The 24,738-nt window shown below is 72.5% G+C and carries 20 protein-coding genes, 1 other RNA gene and 1 pseudogene; 8 read left to right on the top strand and 14 right to left on the bottom strand.

Annotated elements, in window-relative coordinates; genetic code table 11:
* Window positions 1-112 precede the first annotated feature (112 nt).
* Window positions 113-754, top strand: a complete 642-nt coding sequence (locus tag I4I81_RS04740) for a GNAT family N-acetyltransferase (protein ID WP_218615841.1) — start codon at window positions 113-115, stop codon at window positions 752-754.
* A 4-nt stretch (window positions 755-758) separates the two neighbouring features.
* On the opposite strand, the gene I4I81_RS04735 is transcribed toward I4I81_RS04740, so the two are convergent.
* From I4I81_RS04735 to I4I81_RS04725, 3 genes are all read right to left on the bottom strand, one after another.
* Window positions 759-1,133 carry a tautomerase family protein gene (locus I4I81_RS04735; RefSeq protein ID WP_218604399.1) on the bottom strand — a complete coding sequence of 125 codons (375 nt, stop codon included), beginning with the start codon at window positions 1,131-1,133 and terminating at the stop codon, window positions 759-761.
* Window positions 1,134-1,308: 175 nt separating this feature from the next.
* Window positions 1,309-1,659, bottom strand: coding sequence for a hypothetical protein (locus tag I4I81_RS04730; protein ID WP_218604398.1), 351 nt, complete (start codon window positions 1,657-1,659; stop codon window positions 1,309-1,311).
* A 379-nt stretch (window positions 1,660-2,038) separates the two neighbouring features.
* On the bottom strand, window positions 2,039-2,920 hold the full coding sequence (locus I4I81_RS04725; RefSeq protein ID WP_218604397.1) for a hypothetical protein: 882 nt from the start codon (window positions 2,918-2,920) through the stop codon (window positions 2,039-2,041).
* A 333-nt stretch (window positions 2,921-3,253) separates the two neighbouring features.
* On the opposite strand from I4I81_RS04725, the gene I4I81_RS04720 reads away from it, so the two are divergent.
* A complete protein-coding gene (locus I4I81_RS04720) occupies window positions 3,254-3,391 on the top strand; it encodes a globin family protein (RefSeq protein WP_218604396.1) in 138 nt (45 codons plus the stop codon).
* 181 nt (window positions 3,392-3,572) lie between these two features.
* Here the strand turns inward: I4I81_RS04720 and idi are convergent, their stop codons facing one another.
* From idi to I4I81_RS04705, 3 genes are read right to left on the bottom strand one after another with little or no spacing between them, the layout of a single operon-like run.
* On the bottom strand, window positions 3,573-4,118 hold the full coding sequence (gene idi, locus I4I81_RS04715) for an isopentenyl-diphosphate Delta-isomerase (RefSeq protein WP_218604395.1): 546 nt from the start codon (window positions 4,116-4,118) through the stop codon (window positions 3,573-3,575).
* A 24-nt stretch (window positions 4,119-4,142) separates the two neighbouring features.
* Window positions 4,143-4,685, bottom strand: a complete 543-nt coding sequence (locus I4I81_RS04710) for a mycothiol transferase (protein ID WP_218604394.1) — start codon at window positions 4,683-4,685, stop codon at window positions 4,143-4,145.
* A 24-nt stretch (window positions 4,686-4,709) separates the two neighbouring features.
* A complete protein-coding gene (locus tag I4I81_RS04705) occupies window positions 4,710-7,082 on the bottom strand; it encodes an FdhF/YdeP family oxidoreductase (RefSeq protein WP_218604393.1) in 2,373 nt (790 codons plus the stop codon).
* 123 nt (window positions 7,083-7,205) lie between these two features.
* Here I4I81_RS04705 and I4I81_RS04700 point away from each other — a divergent pair, with 123 nt between their 5' ends.
* Window positions 7,206-7,388 carry a hypothetical protein gene (locus tag I4I81_RS04700; RefSeq protein ID WP_218604392.1) on the top strand — a complete coding sequence of 61 codons (183 nt, stop codon included), beginning with the start codon at window positions 7,206-7,208 and terminating at the stop codon, window positions 7,386-7,388.
* 7 nt (window positions 7,389-7,395) lie between these two features.
* Here the strand turns inward: I4I81_RS04700 and I4I81_RS04695 are convergent, their stop codons facing one another.
* Window positions 7,396-8,298: a universal stress protein gene (locus I4I81_RS04695; protein WP_218604391.1), complete on the bottom strand. Its 903-nt coding sequence runs from the start codon at window positions 8,296-8,298 to the stop codon at window positions 7,396-7,398.
* A 364-nt stretch (window positions 8,299-8,662) separates the two neighbouring features.
* Here I4I81_RS04695 and I4I81_RS04690 point away from each other — a divergent pair, with 364 nt between their 5' ends.
* Window positions 8,663-9,652, top strand: coding sequence for an Acg family FMN-binding oxidoreductase (locus I4I81_RS04690; RefSeq protein ID WP_218604390.1), 990 nt, complete (start codon window positions 8,663-8,665; stop codon window positions 9,650-9,652).
* Between the two features lie 3 nt (window positions 9,653-9,655).
* Here I4I81_RS04690 and I4I81_RS04685 read toward each other — a convergent pair whose 3' ends face one another.
* The 3 genes from I4I81_RS04685 to I4I81_RS04675 form a co-directional block, all read right to left on the bottom strand.
* The gene (locus I4I81_RS04685; protein WP_225924484.1) at window positions 9,656-10,693 is read right to left on the bottom strand and encodes an acetate/propionate family kinase; all 1,038 of its coding nucleotides are present in this window, start codon (window positions 10,691-10,693) and stop codon (window positions 9,656-9,658) included.
* A 37-nt stretch (window positions 10,694-10,730) separates the two neighbouring features.
* Window positions 10,731-13,121, bottom strand: a complete 2,391-nt coding sequence (locus I4I81_RS04680; protein WP_218603243.1) for a phosphoketolase family protein — start codon at window positions 13,119-13,121, stop codon at window positions 10,731-10,733.
* 366 nt (window positions 13,122-13,487) lie between these two features.
* The gene (locus tag I4I81_RS04675; RefSeq protein WP_225925000.1) at window positions 13,488-13,811 is read right to left on the bottom strand and encodes a ketopantoate reductase C-terminal domain-containing protein; all 324 of its coding nucleotides are present in this window, start codon (window positions 13,809-13,811) and stop codon (window positions 13,488-13,490) included.
* A 96-nt stretch (window positions 13,812-13,907) separates the two neighbouring features.
* Between I4I81_RS04675 and I4I81_RS04670 the strand changes: the two are divergent.
* The 3 genes and pseudogenes from I4I81_RS04670 to I4I81_RS04660 form a co-directional block, all read left to right on the top strand.
* A pseudogene (locus I4I81_RS04670) lies at window positions 13,908-14,297 on the top strand (type I restriction enzyme endonuclease domain-containing protein); the annotation flags it as partial.
* 76 nt (window positions 14,298-14,373) lie between these two features.
* Window positions 14,374-19,533, top strand: coding sequence for a PDDEXK-like endonuclease domain-containing protein (locus I4I81_RS04665; protein ID WP_226363747.1), 5,160 nt, complete (start codon window positions 14,374-14,376; stop codon window positions 19,531-19,533).
* A 595-nt stretch (window positions 19,534-20,128) separates the two neighbouring features.
* Complete coding sequence (locus tag I4I81_RS04660) at window positions 20,129-20,458, top strand: tyrosine-type recombinase/integrase (protein WP_218603244.1); 330 nt, start codon at window positions 20,129-20,131, stop codon at window positions 20,456-20,458.
* Between the two features lie 358 nt (window positions 20,459-20,816).
* Here the strand turns inward: I4I81_RS04660 and rnpB are convergent.
* An RNA gene (rnpB, locus tag I4I81_RS04655) (RNase P RNA component class A) lies at window positions 20,817-21,239 on the bottom strand.
* 157 nt (window positions 21,240-21,396) lie between these two features.
* Window positions 21,397-22,068: an HAD family hydrolase gene (locus I4I81_RS04650; RefSeq protein ID WP_218603242.1), complete on the bottom strand. Its 672-nt coding sequence runs from the start codon at window positions 22,066-22,068 to the stop codon at window positions 21,397-21,399.
* 37 nt (window positions 22,069-22,105) lie between these two features.
* Between I4I81_RS04650 and I4I81_RS04645 the strand changes: the two genes are divergently transcribed.
* Window positions 22,106-22,870: a sulfite exporter TauE/SafE family protein gene (locus I4I81_RS04645; RefSeq protein WP_218603241.1), complete on the top strand. Its 765-nt coding sequence runs from the start codon at window positions 22,106-22,108 to the stop codon at window positions 22,868-22,870.
* Window position 22,871: 1 nt separating this feature from the next.
* Here I4I81_RS04645 and I4I81_RS04640 read toward each other — a convergent pair whose 3' ends face one another.
* Both I4I81_RS04640 and I4I81_RS04635 read right to left on the bottom strand, forming a co-directional pair.
* Window positions 22,872-24,119 (bottom strand): ArsB/NhaD family transporter, encoded by a 1,248-nt coding sequence (locus tag I4I81_RS04640; RefSeq protein ID WP_218603240.1) that lies wholly within the window; start codon window positions 24,117-24,119, stop codon window positions 22,872-22,874.
* A gap of 6 nt (window positions 24,120-24,125) precedes the next feature.
* Window positions 24,126-24,656, bottom strand: a complete 531-nt coding sequence (locus I4I81_RS04635; RefSeq protein WP_218615839.1) for a beta-class carbonic anhydrase — start codon at window positions 24,654-24,656, stop codon at window positions 24,126-24,128.
* Between the last annotated feature and the right edge of the window lie 82 nt (window positions 24,657-24,738).

Genomic DNA, 24,738 nt, shown 5'->3' with positions numbered 1-24,738 from the left:
CACGGGCCACGGGCACACCACAAGGTTTTCCTGGTTTCGACGCCCTCTCCGCGTTCCTAACGTCGGTGGCGGCCGGTGCCCCCCGGCCCACCGTCCGAGAGGAACGCCCCCCTTGAGTCCCCTGACCCCGATCCAGCCCGCCCCGACCCAGCCCGCCCCGACCCAGCCCGCCCCGACCCCGCCGTCGCCCGCCCGGTGGCGGTGCCGCTGGGACACCCGGCTCGCCACCCCCGTGCCCCGGCTGCGACCGTTACGTCGCGACGACGACCTCGCCGTCGACACGGTGTTCGCCGGGCTGTCGGCGCAGAGCCGCTACCTGCGCTTCCACTCCCCCACGCCGGTGCTGTCCGCCGGGACCCGGCGCCGGTTGCTCGACGTCGACGGGCGCACCCACGCCGCGCTGCTGGCCGAGCTGCCGACCGTGGCGGGTTGGCACCCGGTCGGCATCGCCCGGCTCATCGCGCACGCTCCCCGACAGGCCGAGCTCGCCGTCGCCGTCGTCGACGACCGCCAGGGCCGGGGCATCGGCCGTCGACTCGTCGAGGGTCTCGGCACGCTGGCGGCCGAGCTCGGCTACGCAGAGCTGTTCGGCGACGTGCTCCGGGAGAACGTGCGGATCGTGCGGCTGCTGCGCTCGGCCTTCCCCGGCGCGCGGCTGACCTGGAACGACGGCACCCTGCGGGTGTCCTGCCGAATCGACCGCCCGACCGGGGAGATCACGGACGAGGACATCCTCGCCGACCTGCTGTTCTGACGGGCTAGTCGTCGGCGGCCTCGGGGAGGATCTCGCCGTGTTCCATGACGGCGTGCCCGGGCACCTCCTGCAGGAAGAGCGCGAAGCCCGCCACGGGCTCGCCGGTGACCTCCGCCCAGGCCTGCGCGAGGCCGGTGATCAGCTCGCGCTTGACCGCCTCGGTGCGGCCGGACCGGATGAGCCCGATCATGCGGCCGTGCTCGACCACCTCGTCGGCGACGAACAGGCTGCCGCTCGGCACCTCGACGAAGGAGCAGTTGACGTAGCGCGCGGGCGCCCCGGTGACGGAGGTGTGGACCTTCGTGAACGCGGCGGCGATCTCCGCCTTGCGCTGCGCGCTCGGACCGTCGGCCGGGATCGTGAACTGGTAGAAGGGCATGCGCCCATCCTGAACCGGAGGATCATCGCGGTCCACCGCGGACGACCCCGGAAACGGCACCACGCCGGGCCGCATGTGCGGCCCGGCGCGGAATCCCCGGTCAGACTACGGAGACGTCGGACGTCTCCGGTGCGACTCGCAGTGCTCGAGTCTGAACTCCCAGTGCTGGAGTCTCTCAGTCCTCGAAGTTCGCCTGGTTCACGCTGTCGTCGTTGACGCAGGCGGCGGTGCCGTCGGCGTCGGCGTCGGCCGCACCGGAGCCCAGGATGCCCAGGATGTTGCCGATGCCCGCGGCGACGGGGATCGCCGGGCAGACGTTGACGTCGTTGAGGGCGTTGACGTCGCCGACGTTGACGAGGCCCACCTGCGAGCTGTCGCGGTCGTTGTCGACGCGGTTGACCTGACGGTCGTTGTTGCCGTCGTGGTCGCCGTCCCAGCCGCCCTTGTCCCCGGCGAAGGCGAGCGGGCTCACCGCGAGCAGACCAGCGGCGGTTGCGGCAACGAGGATGCCAGCCTTCTTCAGCACAGTACTTCTCCTGTCGAGTGATCCGAATGCCAGCCTGTGAGGGGGAGCCTCGCTGACAGGAATAAAGCTATCCGGATTCACCCGTGCCACCACTATCAACTACCACTATCGGATGAAGACAAATACTCGACGTGAGGATACTCGTCTATTCCGGGAGGCTCCGGCTCCAGGAATACCCTCTGGTCACCGCGTTACCGTCACTCTCCGCACTTGCGCATCACCCGATCGTCCGAACATCGAATCCCAGAACTACGCACCGTGTCGGACCCCCCTAACGGGGATCGCCCGTCACCCGGGTCGCGTGGGGCCCGAACAGGGGGTTGACGGTCCGATATCACCGTGCGTCCACCATTACCGGGCCCCGATCGATCGGATCGGGTCAGGACAACGGCGGAATGCTGGGGAACTTCGGCAGCGCCGGGACCAGATCCGTGACCGGGTCGAGGATCTCGAGGCGCTCCACCTCCCCGCACGCCACGAGCGTGTAGCTCAGAGGGTTGACGGGGAGCGCCGTGGCCGTGGAGAAGTCGTGCTGGACCTCGCGGATCGAGATGGTCCCGGCCTGCAGCGTGTAGCGGGCCCCGAGCGGGTTGGCCGCCGAGAGCGTGCCGTTGCCGTCCTCGTCGACGTCCCACTCCCCGATCGTCTGGTCCGAGGGCAGCGGGTTGGTGCCGTCGAGGATGCAGGGGTTGTTGTTGGTCGCACTGCTCGTCGCGCCGTAGAAGAAGCTGACGTAGCGGGAGTCCGGGTCCAGGCCCGTGGCCGTCGCGACGACGCGCTCGGCGTCGATCGTGGCGCTGCCGGTGACGCCGGAGCCGTTCTTCTCCAGCAGCGTCACGTCCGTGGATCCGGCCCCGGCCGCGGGGAGGGCGGCCGCGGACTGCTCCTCCTCCCCTCCCGCCGCCTCGTCCGCGGCCACCGCACCGCTGCCCTCGACGACGTCGGCACCCGTGACGGGTCCGTCGGACCCGTCCGAGCCGCCGGAACCCGGGTCGGAGGAATCGGACCCGTCGGAGCCGGAGCCGTCCGCGACGTCGGAGGCGTCCGGGCCGGTGCCCAGCGCCGAGCCGAGCAGCGTGCCCGCGTCGTCGACCGGGGCGGGCGGCGGGTCGTCGTCGGCGAAGGCGACGCCGGGACCGGCGACGAGCAGGGCCGCCGCGAGCGCCATCGGGGCCGCGGGGGCGAGCCGGACGGAGCCCCGGTGCGCGGCGTGCCGCGGACGTCCGGGGCGGGAAACGGGACGGAGCCGGTGGCGGCCCATGGCTGGTCTCCTTCCACCCTCGGGAAGGATTCGTCGCGGGGAGCGTCCGAGGGCTGGGAGCCGACCGTACGAACGGGTGCGTGGGCGGAGCCGAATCTGAGAACCCGGGTTGCGTCCGCACGGCCAGATGCTCCCGTGGCGCGACGACCGACGGTGCGGGTGACCCGATCGGCTCAGCGCGATGCGCCGGACGCCGGACGCGTTCTCAGGAACGCCGTTCGTCGCGACCGGCGGGCGTCCAGGGCGCTCGGTGGGTACAACGAGCGAACCCCGTCCGGGTGACGCCCGAAGCCGCTACCGTGGACGGGCGCAACGCTGTGATGAGCGGGGCGTGTGCCGCATCCGACGCTCTACGACTGGTGCGGCGGCCACTCCGCCCTGCTCCGGCTCACCGAGGTGCTCGACGACCGGGTGGCGGCCGACCCGACGCTCGAACCGGTGTTCCCGCCGGATGAGCCCCGATCACCGTGAGCACGTGGCCCGCCGGCTCGGCGAGGTGTCCGGCGGCCCGGAGTTCCGGTCGGCACCGGTCGCGTACGTCGAGTGGGGCACCCGGATCGCGCGGGCCGACTCCGCCCCCGGTGCGACCCCACCGCAGAACCTGCCGTCCCCGCGCTGGGGGCGAGGCGCCCCGTACCCCCCGCTGAGTCGCTCAGCCGGTGCGGCGGGTGCGGGGGTCGCCCAGGTCGGCGAGCAGCGGGGCCTGCAGCGCGGCCCACGGAGACAGCTCGCCCGCCGCAGCTGCGTCGAGGAACCGCTCCCAGCCCCACCACTGCCACGCCTCGACCTCGCCGCGCAGCGGGCGGGGGTCGGCGTCGAGGGTGCAGACGAAGACCGGGCAGAACTCGTACTCCTCGATCCCGCCCGCGTCCGACGCGCGGTAGCCGAAGTCGGGCAGGACCAGGCGCAGGTCGTGGGCGCGGACCCCGAGCTCGTGGTCGAGCCGCCGGTGCACCGCATCGGCCAGGTCCTCCCCCGGTGCGGGGTGGCCGCAACAGGTGCCCGTCCAGACCAGCGGGAACGCCCGCTTGTCGCGCGCCCGCTGCGTCACCAGGACGCGACCGGACGCGTCGAACCCGTAGCAGGAGAACGCCAGGTGCCGGGGCGTGCTCGTGCCGTGGACGGTGGCCTTGTCGGCGACGCCGACCGGGCGCCCGTCGTCGTCGACGAGGACGACCTGCTCGGGGGTGGGGGGCATGGCGCCCAGCCTGCCACCGCGGCGTCAGGCCCGCCCTGTCACCGTGTCCGGTTCCACCGCCTCGCGCAACACGATCCCCCGCAGCAGGGCGGCCTGCCCGACGTGCTGCAGGTCGTCGTCGACGATGCTGACCAGTCGCACCCCCAGCGTGACGGGCGGGTCCCAGTCCTCGTCGACGACGCGGTCGAGATCGGTGTCGGTCAGCGTCGCCAGGTACTCCCCGGTGCGGGCGAGGACGGCGTCGAGGTAGCCGGTGAGCAGGTCGGGTGGGTCCGGGTGCACCGCGGCGACGTCGGCGGCGTGGTGGCCGTAACCGATCTCGGCGTCGTCGAACGGGAGGGCGAACCTCTCCGACCAGCCCTGGGCGGTCCACACCTGCGGGCTCCCCGCGACACCCGCCACATGGTCGTCCTGCACTCGGGCGAGGTGCCAGAGCAGCCAGGCGACGGTGTTCGCCGCCGGGTCGGCCCGCCACGCGAGCTGCCCGGCGGTGAGGTCGGCGACGGCGGCGTGCGCGCTGTCCCGCACGCGGGAGAAGGCGTCCGCGAGGACGTCGGTGGCGTTCATCCCCCGAGGATGCCCCGGTGCGGTTCAGGACAGGTGCTCGGGGCGCGGGTAGTCCTTCTCCCCCTCCTCGGCGTCGACCCCGTTCTGCCCGCCGGTCGTGGTCCCCTGCGCCGCACCCGCGCGGGACAGCGAGATGATCACCGACTTGGACGCGGGCTGGTGGCTGCCCTCCGCGACGTGGTCCAGCGGCACGAGCGGGTTGGTCTCCGGGTAGTAGGCCGCCGCCGTGCCGCGCGGGGTGTCGTACTCCACGATCCGGAAGTCGCGGGCGCAGCGCTCGATGTCGTCGTCGTCCCAGCGGGTCGACAGGTCGACGTGGTCGCCGTCGTCGAAGCCCAGCGCCGCGATGTCGTCGCGGTGCAGGAACACCACGCGACGTCCGCCCTCGATCCCGCGGTAACGGTCCGACAGCCCGTAGATCGTGGTGTTGAACTGGTCGTGGCTGCGCATCGTCTGCAGCAGCAGGTGCCCGTCGGGCACGTGCAGCACCTCCACCGGCGACACGACGAACTCGGCCGACCCGGACTCCGTCGGGAACGTCCGGGAGTCGCGCGGCGGGTGCGGCAGGACGAACCCGCCGGGGCGCCGCGCGTTGACCTCGTAGCTCTCGCAGCCCGGCACCACGCGCGCGATGTGCTCGCGGATGCGGCGGTAGTCCTGGCGCATCGGGGACCAGTCGATGCCGTACCGGTCCCCCAGCGCGGCCTCGGCGATCCCGGTGACGATCGCGACCTCCGAGCGCAGCAGCGGTCCGGCGGGCGGCAGCGGGCCGCGGCTGGAGTGCACCGAGCACGTCGAGTCCTCGACGGAGATCCACTGCGGCCCGGTGGCCTGCACGTCCTTCTCCGTGCGCCCGAGCGCGGGGAGGATCAGGGCGATCTCGCCGCACACGAGGTGGCTGCGGTTGACCTTCGTCGAGATCTGGACGGTCAGCCGCGTGCGGCGCAGCGCCGTCGCCGTCACGTCGGTGTCCGGGGTGGCCTGCGCGAAGTTGCCGCCGAGCCCGACGAAGACCTTCACCTTCCCGTCGCGCATCGCCCGCACCGAGTCGACGGTGTCGAGCCCGTGCTCGCGCGGCGGGTCGAACCCGAACTCCTTCTGCAGCGAGTCCAGGAAGGCGTCCGGCACCCGCTCCCAGATGCCCATGGTGCGGTCGCCCTGCACGTTGGAGTGCCCGCGGACGGGGAACAGCCCGGCCCCCTGGCGCCCGATGTTGCCCTGGGCCAGCGCGACGTTCGTGATCTCCTTGATCGTCGCAACGCCGTTGCGGTGCTGGGTGACACCCATCGCCCAGCAGAACACGGTGCCGCGGGAGTCGCGCAGCATCTCCGCGGCGCGCGTGATCTCCTCACGGGTCAGCCCGGTGGAGGCCAGCACCGCGTCCCAGTCCAGCGCCTCGACGTGCCTCTTCCAGGCGTCGAAGCCGGTGGTGTGGCGCTCGATGAACTCGTGGTCGAGCGCGTCCCACTCGACGAGCAGCGACCCGATCGCCTGGAACAGCGCGAGGTCGCCGTTGATCCGGATCGGCAGGTGCAGGTCCGACAGCGCCGTGCCGTGCCCGATGACCCCCTTGGGCCGCTGCGGGTTCTTGAAGCGGGTCAGACCGGCCTCGCGCAGCGGGTTGATCGTCAGGATCTTCGCGCCACGCTCCTTGGCCATCTCCAGGTGCGTCAGCATGCGCGGGTGGTTGGTGCCGGGGTTCTGCCCGGCGATGATGATCAGGTCGGCGGTCTCGAGGTCGCTCATCACGACGCTGGCCTTGCCGATCCCGATCGACTCCTGCAGCGCGATCGACGTCGACTCGTGGCACATGTTCGAGCAGTCCGGCAGGTTGTTCGTGCCGAACGCCCGCGCGAGGAGCTGGTAGGCGAACGCGGCCTCGTTCGACGCCCGGCCCGAGGTGTAGAAGGTCGCCTCGTCGGGGCTGTCCAACGCCTGGAGCTCGCGCCCGATCAGCGCGAACGCGCCCTCCCAGTCGATGGGCCGGTAGTGGGTGTCACCCGGCTGCTTGACCATCGGGTTCGTGATCCGGCCCTGCTGCCCCAGCCAGTACTCCGAGCGCTCGTCGAGCTCGGCGATGCTGTGCCGCGCGAAGAACTCCGGGGTCGCGCGGTCGGTCGTCGCCTCCTCGGCCACGGCCTTGGCGCCGTTCTCGCAGAACTCGGCGATCGAGCGGTGCCCCGGGTCGGGGTCCGGCCAGGCACAGCTCATGCAGTCGAAGCCCTCGGCCTGGTTGAGCTTCGTCAGCGTGCGGGCGGTGCGGGAGGCGCCCATGCGCTCGAACGCGCGCTTGAGCGACACCGCCACACCCGGGACCCCGGCCGCCCAGTGCTCCGGGTGGGTCACGCGCAGGTCCGACTCGTCGTAGTCCGTGGTCCGGCGCTTGGGCTGCTTCATGGAGCTGACGTACCCGCTTCGGCGCGGCGCAACCGGGGAGGTCCAGGTTTCCCGGGCCGTTCGGCCCGTCCCCGCCCGGGGCGGTCCGAGATGTCGGTCCACCCGTCTCCAGGAGGACGACCGATGACGACGTCGCGAAGCACCGTGCTGGACCGGCTGGTGCAGGCCGGCATCACCGGGGCCCGCGCCCGCGACCACCCGCACGACGGCTGGGTGCTGGTCGACGGGCACCAGGTCGAGGACCCCGCCTCGCTCGTCACACCGCCCTCGACCGTCGAGCTCCGGGCGATCCGGCGCACCGAGTAGGGACCCGCTAGGCCGAGTACGGCTGGGCGGTGTCCGGGCGGACGACCGCGACCGGGCACGGCGAGCGGTGCACCAGCGCGTGCCCGACCGAGCCGAGGATCAGCCCGGCGAGCGTGCCGTGCCCGTGCGACCCGATCACGACCAGCTGCGCCCGCGCCGCCTGCTCCAGCAGGCTGTGCGCGGGCCGGTCCCGGGTGACGACCTGCTCGACGACCGTCTCCGGGTGCTTCTCCGCCCAGCCGGCGAGCTGATCGGCCAACAGCCGCCGCTCGGCGTTCTCGATCGCCTCCCAGTCGATCCCCATCGACGCCGTGCTCGGGTCGAACACCATTCCCGACCAGGTGTGCACCGCCACCAGCGGGACCTTCCGGGCCGCCGCGGCGGCGAACGCGAACGCGATCGCGGCCTCGCTCGTCGCCGACCCGTCGACGCCGAGCACCACCGGCAGGGACCCCGTGGCGGCGGAGTCCCGCTCGGCCCACCGCACCACGACGACCGGGCAGGCGGCGTGCGCGGCGAGCGCCACGGCGACGGAACCGACCAGCAGCCCCTCCACCCGGCCCGTGCCCCGGTCCCCGATGACCACGAGCCGCGCGCGCCGGGCCTCGGCGCCGAGCACCGCGATCGGCGAGCCGACGACGAGCTGCTGCTCCACCATGATGCCGGGCTGCTCCCCCGCGGCGACCGCGGCCGCCTCCGCGAGCTGCCCGCGGGCGTGGCCGAGCAACCGCTCGCGGTACGCGCCGCCGAGGGTCCCCGCGTCGTCGGCGGGCCAGCCGAACGCGATCACCAGGCGCAGCGGGACTCCGAGCCGCGCGGCCTCGGCCGCTCCCCAGCGCACGGCGTCGGTCGCGCTCGGCGACCCGTCGACGCCGACCACCACGGTCCGCCGGATGTCCTGCTCACTCATCGCCGTCTCCTCGGGTTGGGGCCGGCCCCCAGGGTCGCGCGGCCGGGGCCGCCGGCCCAGCGGCTCCCGACCCGACCCGGGTCGTCGCGGGGCCCGGATGATCGGGACCTTCGGCCCTGCTGCGGACGGGGGTGCGGGGGCGATGCTCACCGCTCGGTGGGCCCTCCGCACCGACCACGATCGCGGCCCGGACCCGCCGTCTCCGCGCCGCCCGGATCGGGAGGCGACCACATCCCCTCCCGATCCGGCCTGTCCCGGCCCCGTCCGCGGCACGACGGCGTAGCGTCCGGTCACCGGCAGGTCGCCTGTTCGGTGGTGTGGAACCCGGTCGTCCACCTCGGAGACCGGAACCGGAGGGTGCCCTGTGCCGACCGTCCCTTCCGACGTGGCGGTGCTGCGCCGGGCCGTCGAGTACGCGATCCACGCGCCGTCGGTCCACAACTCGCAGCCGTGGCGCTGGCGGATCGGTCCCGAGGGCGTCGACCTGTTCGCCGACCCGGACCGGCGCCTGCCCGCCACCGATCCCGAGGGCCGGGACCTGCTGCTGAGCTGCGGTGCGGGCCTGCACCACCTGCTCGTCGCGCTCGCCGGTCTGGGCTTCTCCGCGCGGGTCGACCGATTCCCCGACCCGCAGGACTCCGACCACCTCGCGCACGTCCGGCCGACCGACGCCGTTCCGGCCCCCGGGGCGGTGCGGCTGGCCGGGGCGATCCCGCGCCGGCACACCGACCGCAGGCGGTTCGCGGCCCGCCACGTCGACCAGGCCGTGCTCGACGCCCTGGTCCGTGCGGCCGCGGGGTGGGGCGCACACCTGCACGTCGTGGGGCCGGGCAACGCACGCCGGCAGCTCCTGGAGATGCTCACCCGGTCCGCGACCCTGCAGCGCCAGCAGGCGGGCTACGCCGCCGAGCTCGCGATGTGGACCGGCCGCTACACCGGCTCGGGCGACGGCATCCGGGCCGATGCCGTCGCGGTCGCCGGTGGGCGGGCCGGCGACGTCCCGATGCGGCCCTTCCCCCGGTCCGGCCTGGTCCAGCCCCCGCACAGCATCGAGCACGTCGACGCCTCGGTGTTGATGGTGCTCTCGGCCGCCACCGCGGACGCCGTGGGCACGCTGCGCGCGGGCGAGGCCACCAGCGCGGTGCTGCTGACCGCCACCGACCTCGGCCTCGCCACCACCCCGCTGAGCCAGCCGCTGGAGGTGGCCAGCACGCGGGCGGCGATCAGCCGCAACATCGTGGGCCCGCAGCGGTTCCCGCAGATCGTGCTGCGAGTCGGCTGGGCCCACGCCGACTCCGCGAACCTGGTGTCCACCGCGCGGCGCGCGCTCGACCACGTCCTGCGCACCGGCTGACCCTCACCCGGCGAGCACCCGACGGGTCCCGCGCGCGATCTCGAGGTCCTCCCGCGCGGTCACCACCAGGGTGCGGACGCGCGCGTTCGGCGTGCTGACGTCGACGTCGCCGCGGGCCGACCGGTTGAGCGGTCCGTCGACGTCCACGCCGAGGAACGCCAGCCCGCGCGCCGCCCGCCCGCGCACCCCGGCCGAGTGCTCCCCCACCCCGCCGGTGAACGCGAGCGCGTCCAGCCCACCGAGTGCCGCGGCCATCGCGGCGATCCCGGCCACCAGATGGTGGGTGTGGACGTCGAGCGCGAGCAGCGCGTCCGGGTCGCCCCGCGCCGCGGCCGCCTCGACGATCCGTAGGTCCCCCGACCCGGCGAGCGCGGTGAGCCCGGAGCGGTACTCCAGCGCGGCGGCGACCTCGTCGGGGGGCAGGCGCGCGCACAGCCACAGCACGAGGCCCGGGTCGACGCTGCCGGAGCGGGTGGCCATGACCAGGCCGTCGAGCGGGGTGAAGCCCATCGTCGTGTCGACGCTGCGCCCGTCGAGCACCGCGGCCAGCGACGCGCCCGCCCCGAGGTGACAGGTGACGATCCGGCGGACCGGCCCGCCCAGCAGCTCCGCGACCCGCCCGGCGCAGTAGGCGTGCGAGAGCCCGTGGAACCCGTAGCGGCGGACACCGAGGCGCTCGCGCCACTCGCGGGGCACCGGGTAGGTGGCGGCCGCGGAGGGGAGCGTCGCGTGGAAGGCGGTGTCGAGGCAGGCGACCGCGGGCACGTCCGGCAGCAGCGCGGTCACCGCGTCGAGCGCGGCGAGGGCAGGGGGCTGGTGCAGCGGGGCGAGGTCGGTCAGCTCCGCCAGCCGCGCGCGGACCGCCGCGTCGATCCGCACCGGCACGGTGAACGACGTCCCGCCGTGCACCACGCGGTGCCCGACGGCGTCGGGCACGGGCCAGCCGCGCAGCGCGTCCGTCACCTGCGCGGGATCGACGCCCCCGGCCAGGTCCGCGCTCCGCTCGACGGTGTCGGCGGCGCCGAGGAGCCGCAGCTTCATGCTCGAGGACCCGGCGTTGACGACGAGCACCCGCACCTCAGCCGCCCTCCGGCCACACCCATCCGGCGATCACAGGATCGTCCTCGCCGTGCTCGCGGGTGTACGCGCGGGCCGCGACCCGGGCGTCGGACATCCGCTGCCGGAGCACCGCCCCCGCCGCGCCCAGCCCCGGGACGCGGTCGATGACGTCCATGACCAGCCGGAACCGGTCGAGGTCGTTCATCATCACCATGTCGAAGGGCGTCGTCGTCGTGCCCTCCTCCTTGTAGCCGCGCACGTGGATGTTGCGGTGGTTGGTGCGCCGGTAGGTCAGCCGGTGGATCAGCGACGGGTAGCCGTGGTAGGCGAAGATCACCGGCTTGTCCGGGGTGAACAGCGCGTCGAAGTCGCGGCCCGGGAGCCCGTGCGGGTGCTCGCTGTCGGGTTCGAGGCGCATCAGGTCGACGACGTTGACGACCCGCACCCCCAGCTGCGGCAGGTGGGTGCGCAGCAGGTCCGCCGCGGCGACGGTCTCGAGCGTCGGAGTGTCGCCGGCGCAGGCGAGCACGACGTCGGGGTCGCCGTCGGTCGTGCCGGCCCACGGCCAGATCCCCAGGCCGCGGGTGCAGTGCGCGATCGCCTCGTCCATCGTCAGGTAGGTCAGCGCGGGCTGCTTCCCGGCGACGATCACGTTGACGTAGTGCCGGCTGCGCAGGCAGTGGTCGGCCACCGACAGCAGCGTGTTGGTGTCCGGCGGCAGGTAGACGCGCACGACCTCGGACTTCTTGTTGACGACGTGGTCGATGAAGCCGGGGTCCTGGTGGGAGAGCCCGTTGTGGTCCTGGCGCCAGACGTGGCTGGTCAGCAGGTAGTTCAGCGACGCGATCGGGGCCCGCCACGGGATGTGGTTCGTGGTCTTGAGCCACTTCGCGTGCTGGTTGAACATCGAGTCGACGATGTGCACGAACGCCTCGTAACAGGTGAACAGCCCGTGCCGCCCGGTCAGCAGGTAGCCCTCCAGCCAGCCCTGGCACAGGTGCTCCGAGAGCACCTCCATCACCCGTCCGTCGGGGGCGAGGTGGTCGTCACCGGGGAGCGTCTCGGCGTCCCAGGCGCGGTCGGTCGTCTCGAACACCGCCTGCAGCCGGTTCGACGCGGTCTCGTCCGGGCCCATGAGCCGGAACCGGTCCGGGTTGGCCGCGATCACGTCGCGCAGGAACCCGCCCAGCACCCCGGTGGCGCTGCTCGACCCGGTCCCCGGCCGGTCGACGGCGACGGCGTAGGCGCGGAAGTCCGGCATCGTGAGGTCCCGCAGCAGCAGCCCGCCGTTGGCGTGCGGGTTCGCGCTCATCCGGCGGGTGCCCCGCGGGGCCAGCGCCCGCAGCTCAGGGACCAGCGCCCCGGTGGCGTCGAACAGCTCCTCGGGGCGGTAGCCGCGCATCCAGCCCTCGAGCAGCGCGCGGTGGGCGGGGTTCGTCCGGGTCTGCGCGACCGGGACCTGGTGGGCGCGGAACGTGCCCTCGACGGGCAGCCCGTCGACCTCCTTCGGACCCGTCCAGCCCTTCGGGGTGCGGAGCACGATCATCGGCCAGGCCGGGCGGACCGTCGCTCCCCCGCCGCGGGCCGTGGCCTGGATCGTGGCGATGTCGTCGAGCACCGCGTCCAGGGTGGCCGCGAGCTGCGCGTGCACGGTCATCGGATCCTCACCGCCCGCCCCGTCACCCCCCACGAAGTGCGGCGCGTAGCCGTAGCCGCGCATCAGGTCGGCGAGCTCCGGCTCCGGGATGCGGGCCAGCACCGTCGGGTTGGCGATCTTGTAGCCGTTGAGGTGCAACACCGGCAGCACCGCGCCGTCCGTGACGGGGTTGAGGAACTTGTTCGAGTGCCAGCTCGCCGCCAGCGGCCCGGTCTCGGCCTCCCCGTCGCCGACGACGCAGAGCGCGAGCAGGTCGGGGTTGTCGAAGACCGCGCCGAACGCGTGCACCAGCGCGTAGCCGAGCTCGCCGCCCTCGTGGATCGAGCCCGGCGTCTCGGGGGCGACGTGGCTGGGGATACCGCCGGGGAAGGAGAACTGCCGGAACAGCGCCCGCATCCCGTCCTCGTCGGTGCCGATCGACGGGTACACCTCGCTGTAGGTGCCCTCCAGGTACGCGTTCGCGACCAGTCCGGGCCCGCCGTGGCCGGGACCGGTGACGTAGAGGGCGTCGAGGTCACGGTCGCGGATGACCCGGTTCAGGTGGGCGTAGAGCAGGTTCAGCCCGGGGGTCGTGCCCCAGTGCCCGAGCAGGCGGGGCTTGACGTGCGCGGCCGCGAGCGGCTCGCGCAGCAACGGGTTGTCCAGAAGGTAGATCTGGCCGACGGACAGGTAGTTGGCCGCCCGCCACCAGGCGTCGATCAGCTCCAGCTCGGCAGGACCGCAGGTCGAGGTCGGCGCGGGGGTGTGCAGCACGGCACCAGGCTGTCCCCGGTGGCGGGGCGCGGGTACCGGCGAAGGTCCCCGCGGGACGGGCCGGTCGGACCTACCGGGCCCGGGCGCCACCCGGCGACGCTGCCGGGGAGGTCGTCCGCCGCCGGGTGACGTGGGGCGTCAGGCGCGTGCTCCCGCCACACCGGCGGCCGCACTGCCGGGGTTCACGCCGCTGCCGGCCGGGTTCTTCGCGGTGCCCGCCTCATGGTCGTCGGGTACCCGGTGCCGATCGAGGCCGGCAGCGCGCCTGCTGCGGGGCGGTGCCGGCCCCGGTCCGGCGCCGGCACGACCCGCGGCGGTACCTGCCCCGCCGGGCCGCGTACCTCGGCACGGCCGGACCCGGGTGCCTCAGCGGGCCGCGATCTCCGCGACGATCCCGCGGGTGACAGGTGCGCCGTCCGGCGCCGCCCGCAGGACCGGACCGGCGACGGCGTCGAGCTCGAGGACGGCCCCGGCGACGGCGTCCTTGAGCATCGAGGACCGCATCGTCGCGGGCATCCCGCCCAGCCGGGCTCGGACCGCCGCCCCGTCGACGCGCGCCCCGGCTGCCGTCGCGGCGGCCACGGCTTCGGTGACGAGGGAGTCCAGCAGGTCGGGCCCGGACTCGCGGGCCGGCCCGATCGGCTCCATCGCCCGCGTCGTGAGCAGCGCGAACGGGCCGAGGAAGCACAGCTTGCGCCAGAGCAGGGTGGACTCCTCGGGCGCGGAGGAGTCGACGTCGAGTCCCGCCTCGCGCAGCAGCTCACCCGGGTCGACACGAATCAGCAGCTCACGTCAGCCGAGGTGATCGCAGAGCTGATCGCCCTGGCCAAGGAGGTCGCCGCCGAGGGCGACCGCGGACAACGGTTCACCCCGCCGCTGCCCGAGGACGAGCTGGCGTTCTACGACGCGGTGAGCGAGAACGAGTCGGCGGTGGAGCTGCAGGGCGAGGACGTCCTGGCGACCATCGCACGGGAGCTGGTCGCGGTGATGCGCCGAGACGTCAAGACGGACTGGATGGTCCGCGATGACGTCCGGGCGAAGCTCCGATCGTCGATCAAGCGGTTGCTCATCAAGCACAAGTACCCACCGGACAAGCAGCTCGACGCCATCCGGCTCGTACTCGAGCAGATGGAAGCGATGGCGCCGCTGTACACACACCATCGCGAAGCCGGATGAGCGTGGCGCCGTCGCCCGGACAGCGGAGTTCCGACTCGGGCATCTGTGACTGTCGGTGCCGTCGTGTACTCATGGTGTGTCCGACCTCGACAGGAGAGCACATCCGGTGATCAGCACGTCCGCAGCCGACCCGCTCGTCGACCACGCCGTCCGGTTGTTCACGTTCCTCGGCAGGGCCCAGCAGCTGCGCGCGCCGATCGTGCGGGACATCGAGTCGTACCGCACCGAGGGCGCTGTGCACTGGTGGCACGAGCTGCCTGAGCACCCGGCCGTGTACACCACCGACGGCACCGCTGCCGACGGCTCGCTGCTCACGATCGACCGCATCCCACCCGTCGAACCACCCCGACCCGGTCCCGAGCTGCGCACGTGGCTCGCGGGCAGGGTGGACGATCCGCGACAGGCCCCCGCGCTGCTCGACGACGAGAACCACCCGCTCGGCGAGCATCCCGAGATCGCGGACGCGTTCGCCACCTACCTCGGCCCCTGGGAGGAGTGGGCGCGCCGAGAGCTGCGGGACGGACCGGTCCGCGAGGTGTACGCCGCGCTGTTCGCGACCTACGTCAAGGCGTCCGGTCGACCGGACGAGCTGGAGACCGTGATCGGTACCGGGCTGCTCGCGTGGCGGCCCGGCCAGGGTCAGACTCTCCGCCGGCACCTGAGCACGACGCCCGTGCGCGTCGCGTTCGACGAGGACACCGCGCGGCTCGTCGTCGCAGTGGACGACGGCGGCGAGCTACCCCGGGTCGAGACGGAGATGATCGACCCCGGTCTGATCCGCGACCCGGCCACGATCAACGCCGTCCAGGAACGGGCTCGGGAGGCCGCCGGCTCACCGCTGGACCCCGATCACGCCGGTGAGATCGCCCGACGCGTTGTGCACCTGCTCGCGGCGGACGCCGAGTACCGCGACGACATGACGCCTCCCCCGGTCACGCCCCGCCCGATCGGGGCGTTCGCACCCGCGCTCGTCCTGCGCCGCCGATCGCAGCAGGGGCTGGTCGAGGTCTTCCGGCGGATCGTCGCGCAGATCCAGGAGAGTGGGCAGGTCCCACCCGGAGTGCGACCGCTCGTCGATCCGGACGCCGTTCCGGCCGTAGACACTTCCGGTGAACCGGCGGCGGGTGCTCTCGTCACGATCGACGACGAGCCCTTCTTGCCCTTGCCGGTCAACGAGACGCAGCTGCGCATCCTCCAGCGCGTCGACAGCCACGCGCAGACCCTCATCCAGGGTCCGCCCGGTACCGGCAAGACCCATACCGCCGCTGTCCTGATCGCGCACCTGCTCGCTCAGGGCAAGCGGGTCCTGGTCACCGCGCAGACCGACCGGGCCCTCAAGGAAGTTCGTGGGAAGCTCCCGGACCCGATCCGACCCCTGGCCGTCGCCATCGTGGGGGCCGGACGGGAGGAGATGTCCGATCTACGGGTTGCCGTGGAACGCATAGGCGCGGCAGCGGGCGACTTCGACGCGGCCGAGTCGGGGCGGGCCATCACCGAGCACCTCACGAGGATCGACGCGCTCCGCCGGCAGCGGGCGTCCCTGCAGCACACACTCGCCGAGGCCCGTAGGCGCGAGGTCGACGACAAGACCTTCACAGGCTATTCCGGGACCGCCGCGTCGATCGCTGCCCGGCTGGAGGACGAGCGGGCGGAGCACGGCTGGATCGAAGACCTCGCCGCGCCTGCCGACGACCAACCGCCCATGCGTTCGGCAGACGTCCTACGCTGGCACGCCGCCCTGCTCGACGAGGAGCTGATCCGCGACGAGCCCGCGGCGCAGTCCGTGCTCGTCGATCTCCGATCCGTGCCGGACGCGGGGACCTTCGCCGCGCTGGTCAGCGTCGAGCGCACGAGCCAGGAGGAAGCGGCCCGCCTGCGGCAGTACGCCCACCACCCTGCCTACACAGCGGTCGAACGTCTCCCTGCAACCGACCGCGAAGCGCTCGGGCAGCGTTACTCGCGGTTGGTCACCGAGACCGGTGCGCTGGCCGGTCGATCAGAACCGTGGTTGCGCAACGCGGCGCTGAACGATGTGTTGGACGGGCGACCGCAGCGATGGGCCGATCATCGGGACCGGATGGGAGCCCTCCTCGTACGCCTGCGAGAGGTCGTGTCCCAGCTGGGCGTCGTCGTCGATGTCCGGGTGAGCGGGCCGCACGGCGGGCTCGACCCCCACGCCCTGAACCTACTGACGCACCTCGCGGGGGGCGGCCAGATCAAGGTGAGCGGCGACGGCACCCCACGGATCGGGATGCTGACCGCCCGCCCGGTCAAGGACGCCGCAGACTTCTTCGAGCGGGTGCGGGTCGACGGCGTCCCTGCGACGACGACCGACCAGCTGACGGCCGTCCGCCGCTGGCTGGACGTCCACCGGTTGCTGGACGCGCTCGACCGGGCCGCGCCCGCCGCGCGGGCCGAGGTCCCGGGCGACGTCACCGAACGACTCCACGGTCACGCCGACACCCACGCGCTCCTGGAGCGACTGCTCAGGCTGGGTGCCGCGCTCCACGAGGAGGACCGAGCCTCCGCGGCCGCGGGTCTGCCGCCCACGGTGTGGCGGGACGGTCGCACCACGAGCGAGGTCGTGCAGCTTCCCGCTGCGGTGGCGAGCGCAGAGCAGGAGACCACTGCGCGGGCCGCGATCCAGAAGGTGTTGGACGACATCGACGACGTGGCCCGCCGCCCGGACGCCGGAGCAGTTGTCGCCCAGCTTCGCGCTGCCGTGTCGGACCGGGACCCCGCGGCGTACACCGCGGCGCGGTTGCGCCTGGAGCGGTTGCACGAGGTGCGGGCCATGTGCGCCGCGCGTGCTGCTGCTCGTGACGTGCTGTGGACGGCGGCCCCCGACCTGGCGGACGCGATCGAGCGGATGCCCGAGGATCCGCTGTGGCCGACCCGCCTCGCCGACCTCGAGAAGGCTTGGATGTGGGCCGCGGCGGGAGTTCGGATCGACAACCTCGTGCGCACCGATGTCGGCGACGTCCAGCATCGCATCGTCGAGATCGAAGATCTGATCAGGCGGCAGGTGCAGGAACTCGCGTCCAGGCGGGCCTGGGGCCACGCCGTCCGTCCGGATCGCCTCACCCAGCGGTCGCGGGCAAGCCTCGAGCAGTACGCGGGCCTGGTGAAGGGCTTCGGGAAGACCGGCGGCAAGTACCGCGAGCAGCGGCGTACCGAGATTCGGGCTGCGCTCGACCGATGCCGTGCCGCGGTCCCGGTCTGGATCATGCCCTTGTACCGGATCGCTGACCAGCTCAGCGTCGAGCCCGGGATGTTCGACGTCGTCATCGTCGACGAGGCCTCGCAGGCGGGCGTGGAGGCGACGTTCCTGCAGTACCTCGCTCCCCGCATCGTGGTCATCGGTGACGATCGCCAGGTCTCGCCGAGCGCGGTGGGCGTCGACCAGCAGGAACTGCGCGACCTCGCCCGCCACCACTTGTACGACGACCAGTACCGCTCCACCTGGCAAGATCCGCAGCGCAGCCTCTTCGACGAGGCGAAGATGCGCTTCAGCGGCATGCTCACCCTGACCGAACATCGCCGCTGCGTGCCGGAGATCATCAACTTTTCCAATCGCATCGCCTACGAGCCGGACGGCGTGCGTCTGATCCCGGTCCGCCAGTTCGGACCCGACCGGCTCGTACCGATCTGTCCGGTCTTCGTGCACGACGGGTATGAGCGCGGCTCCTCGGCCGCCCGAACGAACCCGGCCGAGGTCGACGCCCTGGTCGATCAGCTCGAGAAGTGCGCCGCCGACCCCCGCTACGACGGCCTCACCTTCGGCGTGATCTCGCTGCTGGGTTCAGGTCAGGCCAAGGCGATCGAGCAGAAGCTGCTCGAGCGGATGTCGCCGCAGCAGTGGGTCGATCGCGACCTGCGGTGCGGCGACGCCGCGGACTTCCAAGGCTCTGAGCGGGACGTCATGTTCTTGTCGATGGTCGCGGCACCCGGACCCGACCGTCGGATTACCGCGCTCACCAGCGCCCAGTACGTGCAGCGGTACAACGTCGCATTCTCTCGGGCCAAGGACCAGGTCTGGGTCTTCCACTCGGTGCCGCTCGCCGACCTGCACAACCCGGAGGACATGCGCTTCCAGCTGCTCGACTACTGCTACGGCATCACCGCCCGCAGCTCAGCCGACGACGAGCGGTTCGTGACCGCGCCCGTACGCGAGGACGTGGTCGTCCAGCCCTTCGGCTCGCGGTTCGAGCAGCGGGTCTGCAACCGGATTGCCGATCGCGGGTACAGCGTCGTTCCGCAGTACCCGGCTCTCGGCTACAGCATCGATCTCGTCGTAGTGGGAGCGCACGCACGCCTGGCCGTCGAATGCGACGGCGACTTCTGGCACGGGCCCGAGGCCCACCAGCGCGATATGGCCCGCCAGAGGGAGCTCGAACGGTGCGGTTGGACGTTCGTCCGCGTCCTCGAATCCGATTTCGTCCGCGATCCCGCGTCAGCCATGGCTGTTGTCTGGGAACAGCTGGAGGGATTGGAGATCCATCCTTCGGGATGGCTACCTCCTGCGCCCGCCGACCTCACTGATCAGCCCGCGATGCCGATCAATGTTGATGACGATCCGGCGACGGTCGAGATTCCTGTCGCCATTTCGGCGGCCGACCGATCGGAACCGTCGCCGGTCTCGCCGGTCTCGCCCGCCGACGCGGCACACGCATCGACGCCAGAGGAACCTACTCTGGCTGAACTGGATCCCTACGCGGCGTTCTCCGGAGATCTCGTTCCCGTCGGATCGGCGAGGAGCCAGGACCTCGTCGACGGTCTCGTACAGATCGTAGCCGCCGAGGGCCCGATTGTGGGGCATCGCCTGCACTCCGTCTATGTGCGCTCCTCTGCTGGGCAGCGCGTCGGTTCGCAGATCGCACGCCTGCTCAACCGGGCCGTCTCCACCGCAGTGCGGCAGGGACGTCTGATCCAGTACGACCCCCTTGGCGAGGTCGGGATCAAGCCGCGCACCTTCCGACTACCTGAGCAGGAAGCGGTCAGGGTCCGCGAACTGGGTCCGCGGGAGTTCGACCACGTCCCGCCCTCGGAGCTCGCCGCAGTGATGGCCAGGGTGGCCGACCGGTTGGGGTGGGATGATCTCGACACGGTCCACCGCTACACCGCGCTCACCTATGGGGTCCGCCGTCGCGGACCGTCGATCCGACAACGGCTCAACGCCGTCACCGCACTCGCCCGCACCGCCGATGGACTACCGACCGGGTCAGACCCACAGTGAGTCGCCCATCGTGGCGCCGTACCTCTTGCGTCACCGGGGCGGACGAAGCGGGACGGAGCCCCTCCACGATGAGCGACAGGTCATCCTGGAACGAGCTTGGCCCACAGATTGTCCGGACGCACGCGAAGACAATGCGGCCTTCTGGTCGAACCTGGCTCTGTTCCGGCGGGCTGCGCCATTTCACCGACGCAGACGGGCATGGCCGACAACGCCATCAAGTGGATCTGACCGAGGCGGCTTCATGGGCCACCCCGTCCAGCGGGTCACCAATCCCCGTCGGCCCAGTTCCTGGTCCGGGACTGCCGCCGCTGCCCTGGGCAGTACTTCGTGAGGAGAGCATCGAGGTCTGCGGTACCCGCAAGCTCAGCAACCGCCGGCGGGATCGGACGGGCAGCGACAACCTGCCGAGCCTGAGGAACTGCCTCGCCCTGGCCGAAGGCCGTGAGCGGCGTTCGCGGACGTCGGAGCTCGTAGATCCGCCACCGACCGACCGTCGAATCGAGCACGGCCACCATTCTTTTCGGCCCGCCCAAGATGCCGGCCTCGTACCGCACGGTCCCGCTCCCCGGGGTGGTGGGGGCGCTGCGCACCCCACCTGGAGCAGTTCCCGGTCCGCCACCGTGACGGACTGGTCTTCACCGACGACGACGGACGCGGCATCCGGCGCACCACGTTCTCCTACCAGATCTGGCGCCCGGCCATCGCAGCCACGGGAGCGCGGCGCGGCACCGGCTTCCACGACCTGCGCCACTACTACGCCTCACTCCTCATCCGCCACGGCGAGTCGGTCAAGACCGTGCAGCGCCGCCTCGGGCACGCCACCGCCGCGGAGACGCTCGACACCTACGCCCACCTCTGGCCCGACTCCGAGGACCGCACCCGCGCCGCCATCGACGCCGTCCTCCGACCGCCGCCCACGCTCTAGCGGACCACGCCCCGACCGGCGACCACGCCGCGGACCACCGCTGGACCACACCGCAGCCACAGTGGCTCGACCCTCGAGTGAACCCGTACCGATGTCGTCCACATCGCGGTAGCCCGCGGGCGCCGACGCAGGAGTCCGAGCAGTCGGCGGGCACGCGATCGCGCCGGGACGGGCCAGACGATGGCGCGGCCGCGGTCCTCGAACGGTCCCGCTGAACGGATCATGCGCCGTATCGTCCACAGTGGATGAGAATCGAGCGAGATCGATCTTGCTCGACCAAGATCTTCAATTCTTGTGCCGTGTGCGTGCCATGCGAACGATCTTGAACCGCGTTTCCGCAGGTCAGATCCGATGAGGTGGGACGAGCTGGCCTGTAAGCCGGATCCTGTGAGCGGTGCGCCTCGCGGCTCACCGCCCGGCGACCATCCATCTAGGCCCGCCGTCGCCGACGGGCTCGTGCGACCTACCCGCAGACTCGGACGGGCCGCCCTCGAACGCCTGCGCAGACCCCGCCGGAGCGGGGCCCTCTTGGTCTTGCTCCGGGTGGGGTTTACCGAGCCACCCCGGTCACCCGGGGTGCTGGTGGTCTCTTACACCACCGTTTCACCCTTACCGCCCGCTTCTCGCAAACGACACGAGACGCGGGAGGCGGTCTGTTCTCTGTGGCACTGTCCCGCGGGTCACCCCGGGTTGCCGTTGACAACCACCCTGCCCTGCGGAGTCCGGACTTTCCTCGGCGGCGGTCCGGGTGGACCGCCGACGCGGCCGCCCGGCCAGCTCGTCCGCGTCGTCAGTCTAGGCACCGGGGTCGGGAGAGGGCCGCGGGGGCACGGTGCCGCAGCGCCAGCACGGGCCGCCCGGGTCCTCGTCGGCCGGCATCGCCCCGCACTCCGCACAGAGGCGGTGCAGCCAGCAGACGGGGTCACCGGGCTCGTCCATCAGAAGTGAACCGGCAGGTCGTGCAGCGAGTCGACGGTGAGGACGGCCGGGTCGTCGATCTCGGCCTCCTCGTGCGCCCAGGTGTACGGGTGCGGCACGAACACGGCGTTCAGGCCGGCGGCGCGGGCGGGGAGGATGTCGGAGCGGGGCGAGTTGCCGATCATCCACGTCGTCGACGGGTCGAGCGCGAGTTCACCGGCCAGCGCGCGGTAGGTGGCCACGTCCTTGCGCGCCACCACGTGCGTGCTGCGGAAGTGGCCGGCGAGCCCCGACACCTCGATCTTGCGCTGCTGCTCGACGGGGTCGCCCTTGGTCATCAACCGCAGCTCGTGGCGGGTGCCCAGCTCGGCCAGCACGTCCGCGACGCCGGGCACCAGCTCCAGCTCGTGCTGGAGCAGCGCGGTGGCCAGCGCGGCGACCTCGGCCCGCTCGGCATCGGTGGCGGGGCGGCCGCGCAGATGCGTGACGCAGTCGTGCAGCGACCGCAGGAACACCGCGCTGCCGTAGCCGTGGAGAGCGATGTTGGCGGTCTCGATCTCCGCGCGCACGGCGCGGGCGTGGGCGTCGTCCGGGTGGGCGAGCCAGGCGAAGAAGTCCTCGCTCACGCGCTCGAACAGGACGTTGTTCTCCCAGAGCGTGTCGTCGGCGTCGAAGATGAGAGTCAGGGCCACCGGGCGACGCTAGCGCGGGGCGCATACGGTCGCACCCGTGATCGACGTGTCGTCGCCGGGTGCGCTGGTGTTCCTGCTCGTGGCCGGGCTGCTGGCCGGGGGCGTCAACGCGGTGGCGGGCGGTGGGTCGCTGCTGGTGTTCCCCGCCCTGCTCGCCGTCGGGTTCCCGCCGCTGGCCGCCAACGTCACCAACTCGGTGGCGCAGTGGCCCGGCTACCTCGGCATCGTCGCCGGGGCCCGCAGGGAGCTCCGCGGGCAGGGTCGGCGCATCCTGCTGACCTCCGGGGTCGCCGTCGTCGGGGCGGCGATCGGCTGCGCGCTGCTGCTCGTGCTGCCCGGCGAGGTGTTCGACACCGTCGTCCCGGTGCTGGTGCTGCTGGCCAGCGTCGTGATGGCGCTCGGGCCGTGGATCAAGAAGCGGATCGGCACTCCCGACGCCGGGGCGCCCGACCGCAACGCCGGTCTCCTCCCGTCGGTCTTCTTCGCCTCGATCTACGGCGGCTACTTCGGCGGCGCGCTCGGCGTCATCCTCGTCGCGACGCTCTCGCTGTGCGTCGGTGACGAGCTGCGCCGTGTCAACGCGCTCAAGGGCCTGCTGTCGCTGGTGATCGCCACCGTCACCGTGGCGGTGTTCGCGTTCGGCGCGCCCGTCGACTGGCTCGCCGTCGCCCTGCTCGCCCCCACCACGCTGATCGGCGGGTTCCTCGGCGCGAAGCTGGCGCGGCGGCTGCCCGAGAGCGTGCTGCGCTGGGCCGTCGTGGTGCTCGGCGTCGGGGTCGCGATCTACCTGTTCCTGACCTGAGTCACACGACCTGCAGCCCCGCCCACAGCGCGAGGACCGCCGCCACCAGCCCCAGCGGGACCGTCAGCAGCCCGAGCCCGGTGAACTCCCGCACCGACGGCGCCGCCTCCGTCCCGGACAGCACGCGCCGCCACAGCAGGGTCGCGAGCGAGCCGACGTAGGTCAGGTTCGGCCCGACGTTGACGCCGATCAGCACGGCGAGCACCAGCCCCGGTGCCGGGGCGGCGCCGAGGACTGCGAGGAGCACCAGCGTCGCGGGGATGTTGTTCACGACGTTCGCGAGCACCGCGGCCACAGCGGCGAGGCCCAGCAGGCCGGGCAGCGTGACCGCCGACGGTACGACGCCGGCCAGCACCGCCCCCAGCCCGTTCTCCGTCACCGCCTCGACGACGACGCCCAGCGCGAGGACGAACAGGCAGAACAGCGGATCGGCCGCACGGAGCAACGCGACCGGCCGCGCCCGCCCGGTCACGAGTGCGCGGGCCCCCAGCGCGACGGCCCCGGCGAGCGCGACCCACACCGGCTCGATCCCGAACAGCGACGACACCCCGAACCCGACCAGAGTCGCGGCGAGCACGGCCAGCGCGAACCCCGGCGTCGCGATGTCGGGGGCGGGTGCCGGGGCGGACGGCACGACCCGCAGGTCGGCCCGGAACCACCATCGGAACGCCGCGTACTCGACGGCGATCACCACGAGCCACGGCACCGCCATCAGCGCGGCGAACCCGAGGAACGTCAGCCCGGACGCGGCGAACGCGAGCAGGTTCGTCAGGTTCGACACCGGCAGCACCAGCGACGCGGAGTTCGCGAGGTGGGTGCACGCGTACACGTGGGGCCGGGCGCGGATCGCGAGCAGTCGCGCGGTGGCGAGCACGACCGGCGTCAGCAGGACGACGGTGGCGTCGAGGCTGAGCACCGCGGTCGTCACGGACGCGGCGGCGAACATCAGCCCGAGCAGCCGCTGCGGGCTCCCCCGTCCGGCCGCCGCCATCCGTGCACCGAGCCAGGCGAACACACCCTCGACCTCGGCCAGGTACCCGAGCAGCAGGATCGCGGCCAGGAACGCGATCGTCGGACCGAGCTCGGTGATCTCCCCGAGCGCCGCGGCCGGGGTCGTCAGCCCCAGCGACAGCGCCAGCCCCGCGGCCGGGACCGCGACCAGTGCCTCCGGGAGCCCCCGGGGCGAGGCCAGCGCGAACACCAGCACCGCGGCGAGCAGGGCGAGGGCCGCGAGGGCGGCCCCGGTCACCGGGGGTCAGGCAACGGCGTCGTCCCGGTTCTCGCCCTCCTCGTGGACCTCCAGCAGGTGGAAGTCCTCCAGGTCGAGCACGAACCCGCGGATCGGCGTCCCCGGCAGCAGGAACGGGTCGCGCCGCAGCAGCGCCATGTCGCGGCGCACGCTGACCACCGGGTCCCGGAACGCGTGCGTGCGCCACGGCGGCCGCATGCCGGTCTCCTCGGCGAGCTCCTCGGCGAAGTCGTCGTCGGCGAACGTGGTGAGGCCGCATCCCGCGTGCTGCACGAGCAGGATCTCGCGGGTGTGCAGCTTGCGCTGGCTGATCGTCAGCGAGCGGATCACGTCGTCGGTGACGACGCCGCCCGCGTTGCGCAGCACGTGCACCTCACCGAGCTCCATGCCGAACAGGGCGAAGACGTCGATGCGGGAGTCCATGCACGTCAGCAGGGCGGTGTGCAGGGCGGGCGGGACGGGCAGTCCCTCGGCGTTGGACGCCGCGAGGCGGCCACCGCCCGCCTGGTAGCGCGCCAACAGTTCCTCGATCGCCATGGTCGGCACCCCTCTCGCTCCGCGGTTCACGAGACGATAGGCCGATGGAGGCCCCGGGGTCCCCCCGGCGTGCCGTGCACCA

Source organism: Pseudonocardia abyssalis (genome assembly GCF_019263705.2).
Classification (GTDB): domain Bacteria; phylum Actinomycetota; class Actinomycetes; order Mycobacteriales; family Pseudonocardiaceae; genus Pseudonocardia; species Pseudonocardia abyssalis.
The sequence above is the reverse complement of the archived record's forward strand: the minus strand, read 5'-3'. Positions and strand labels throughout refer to the sequence as shown.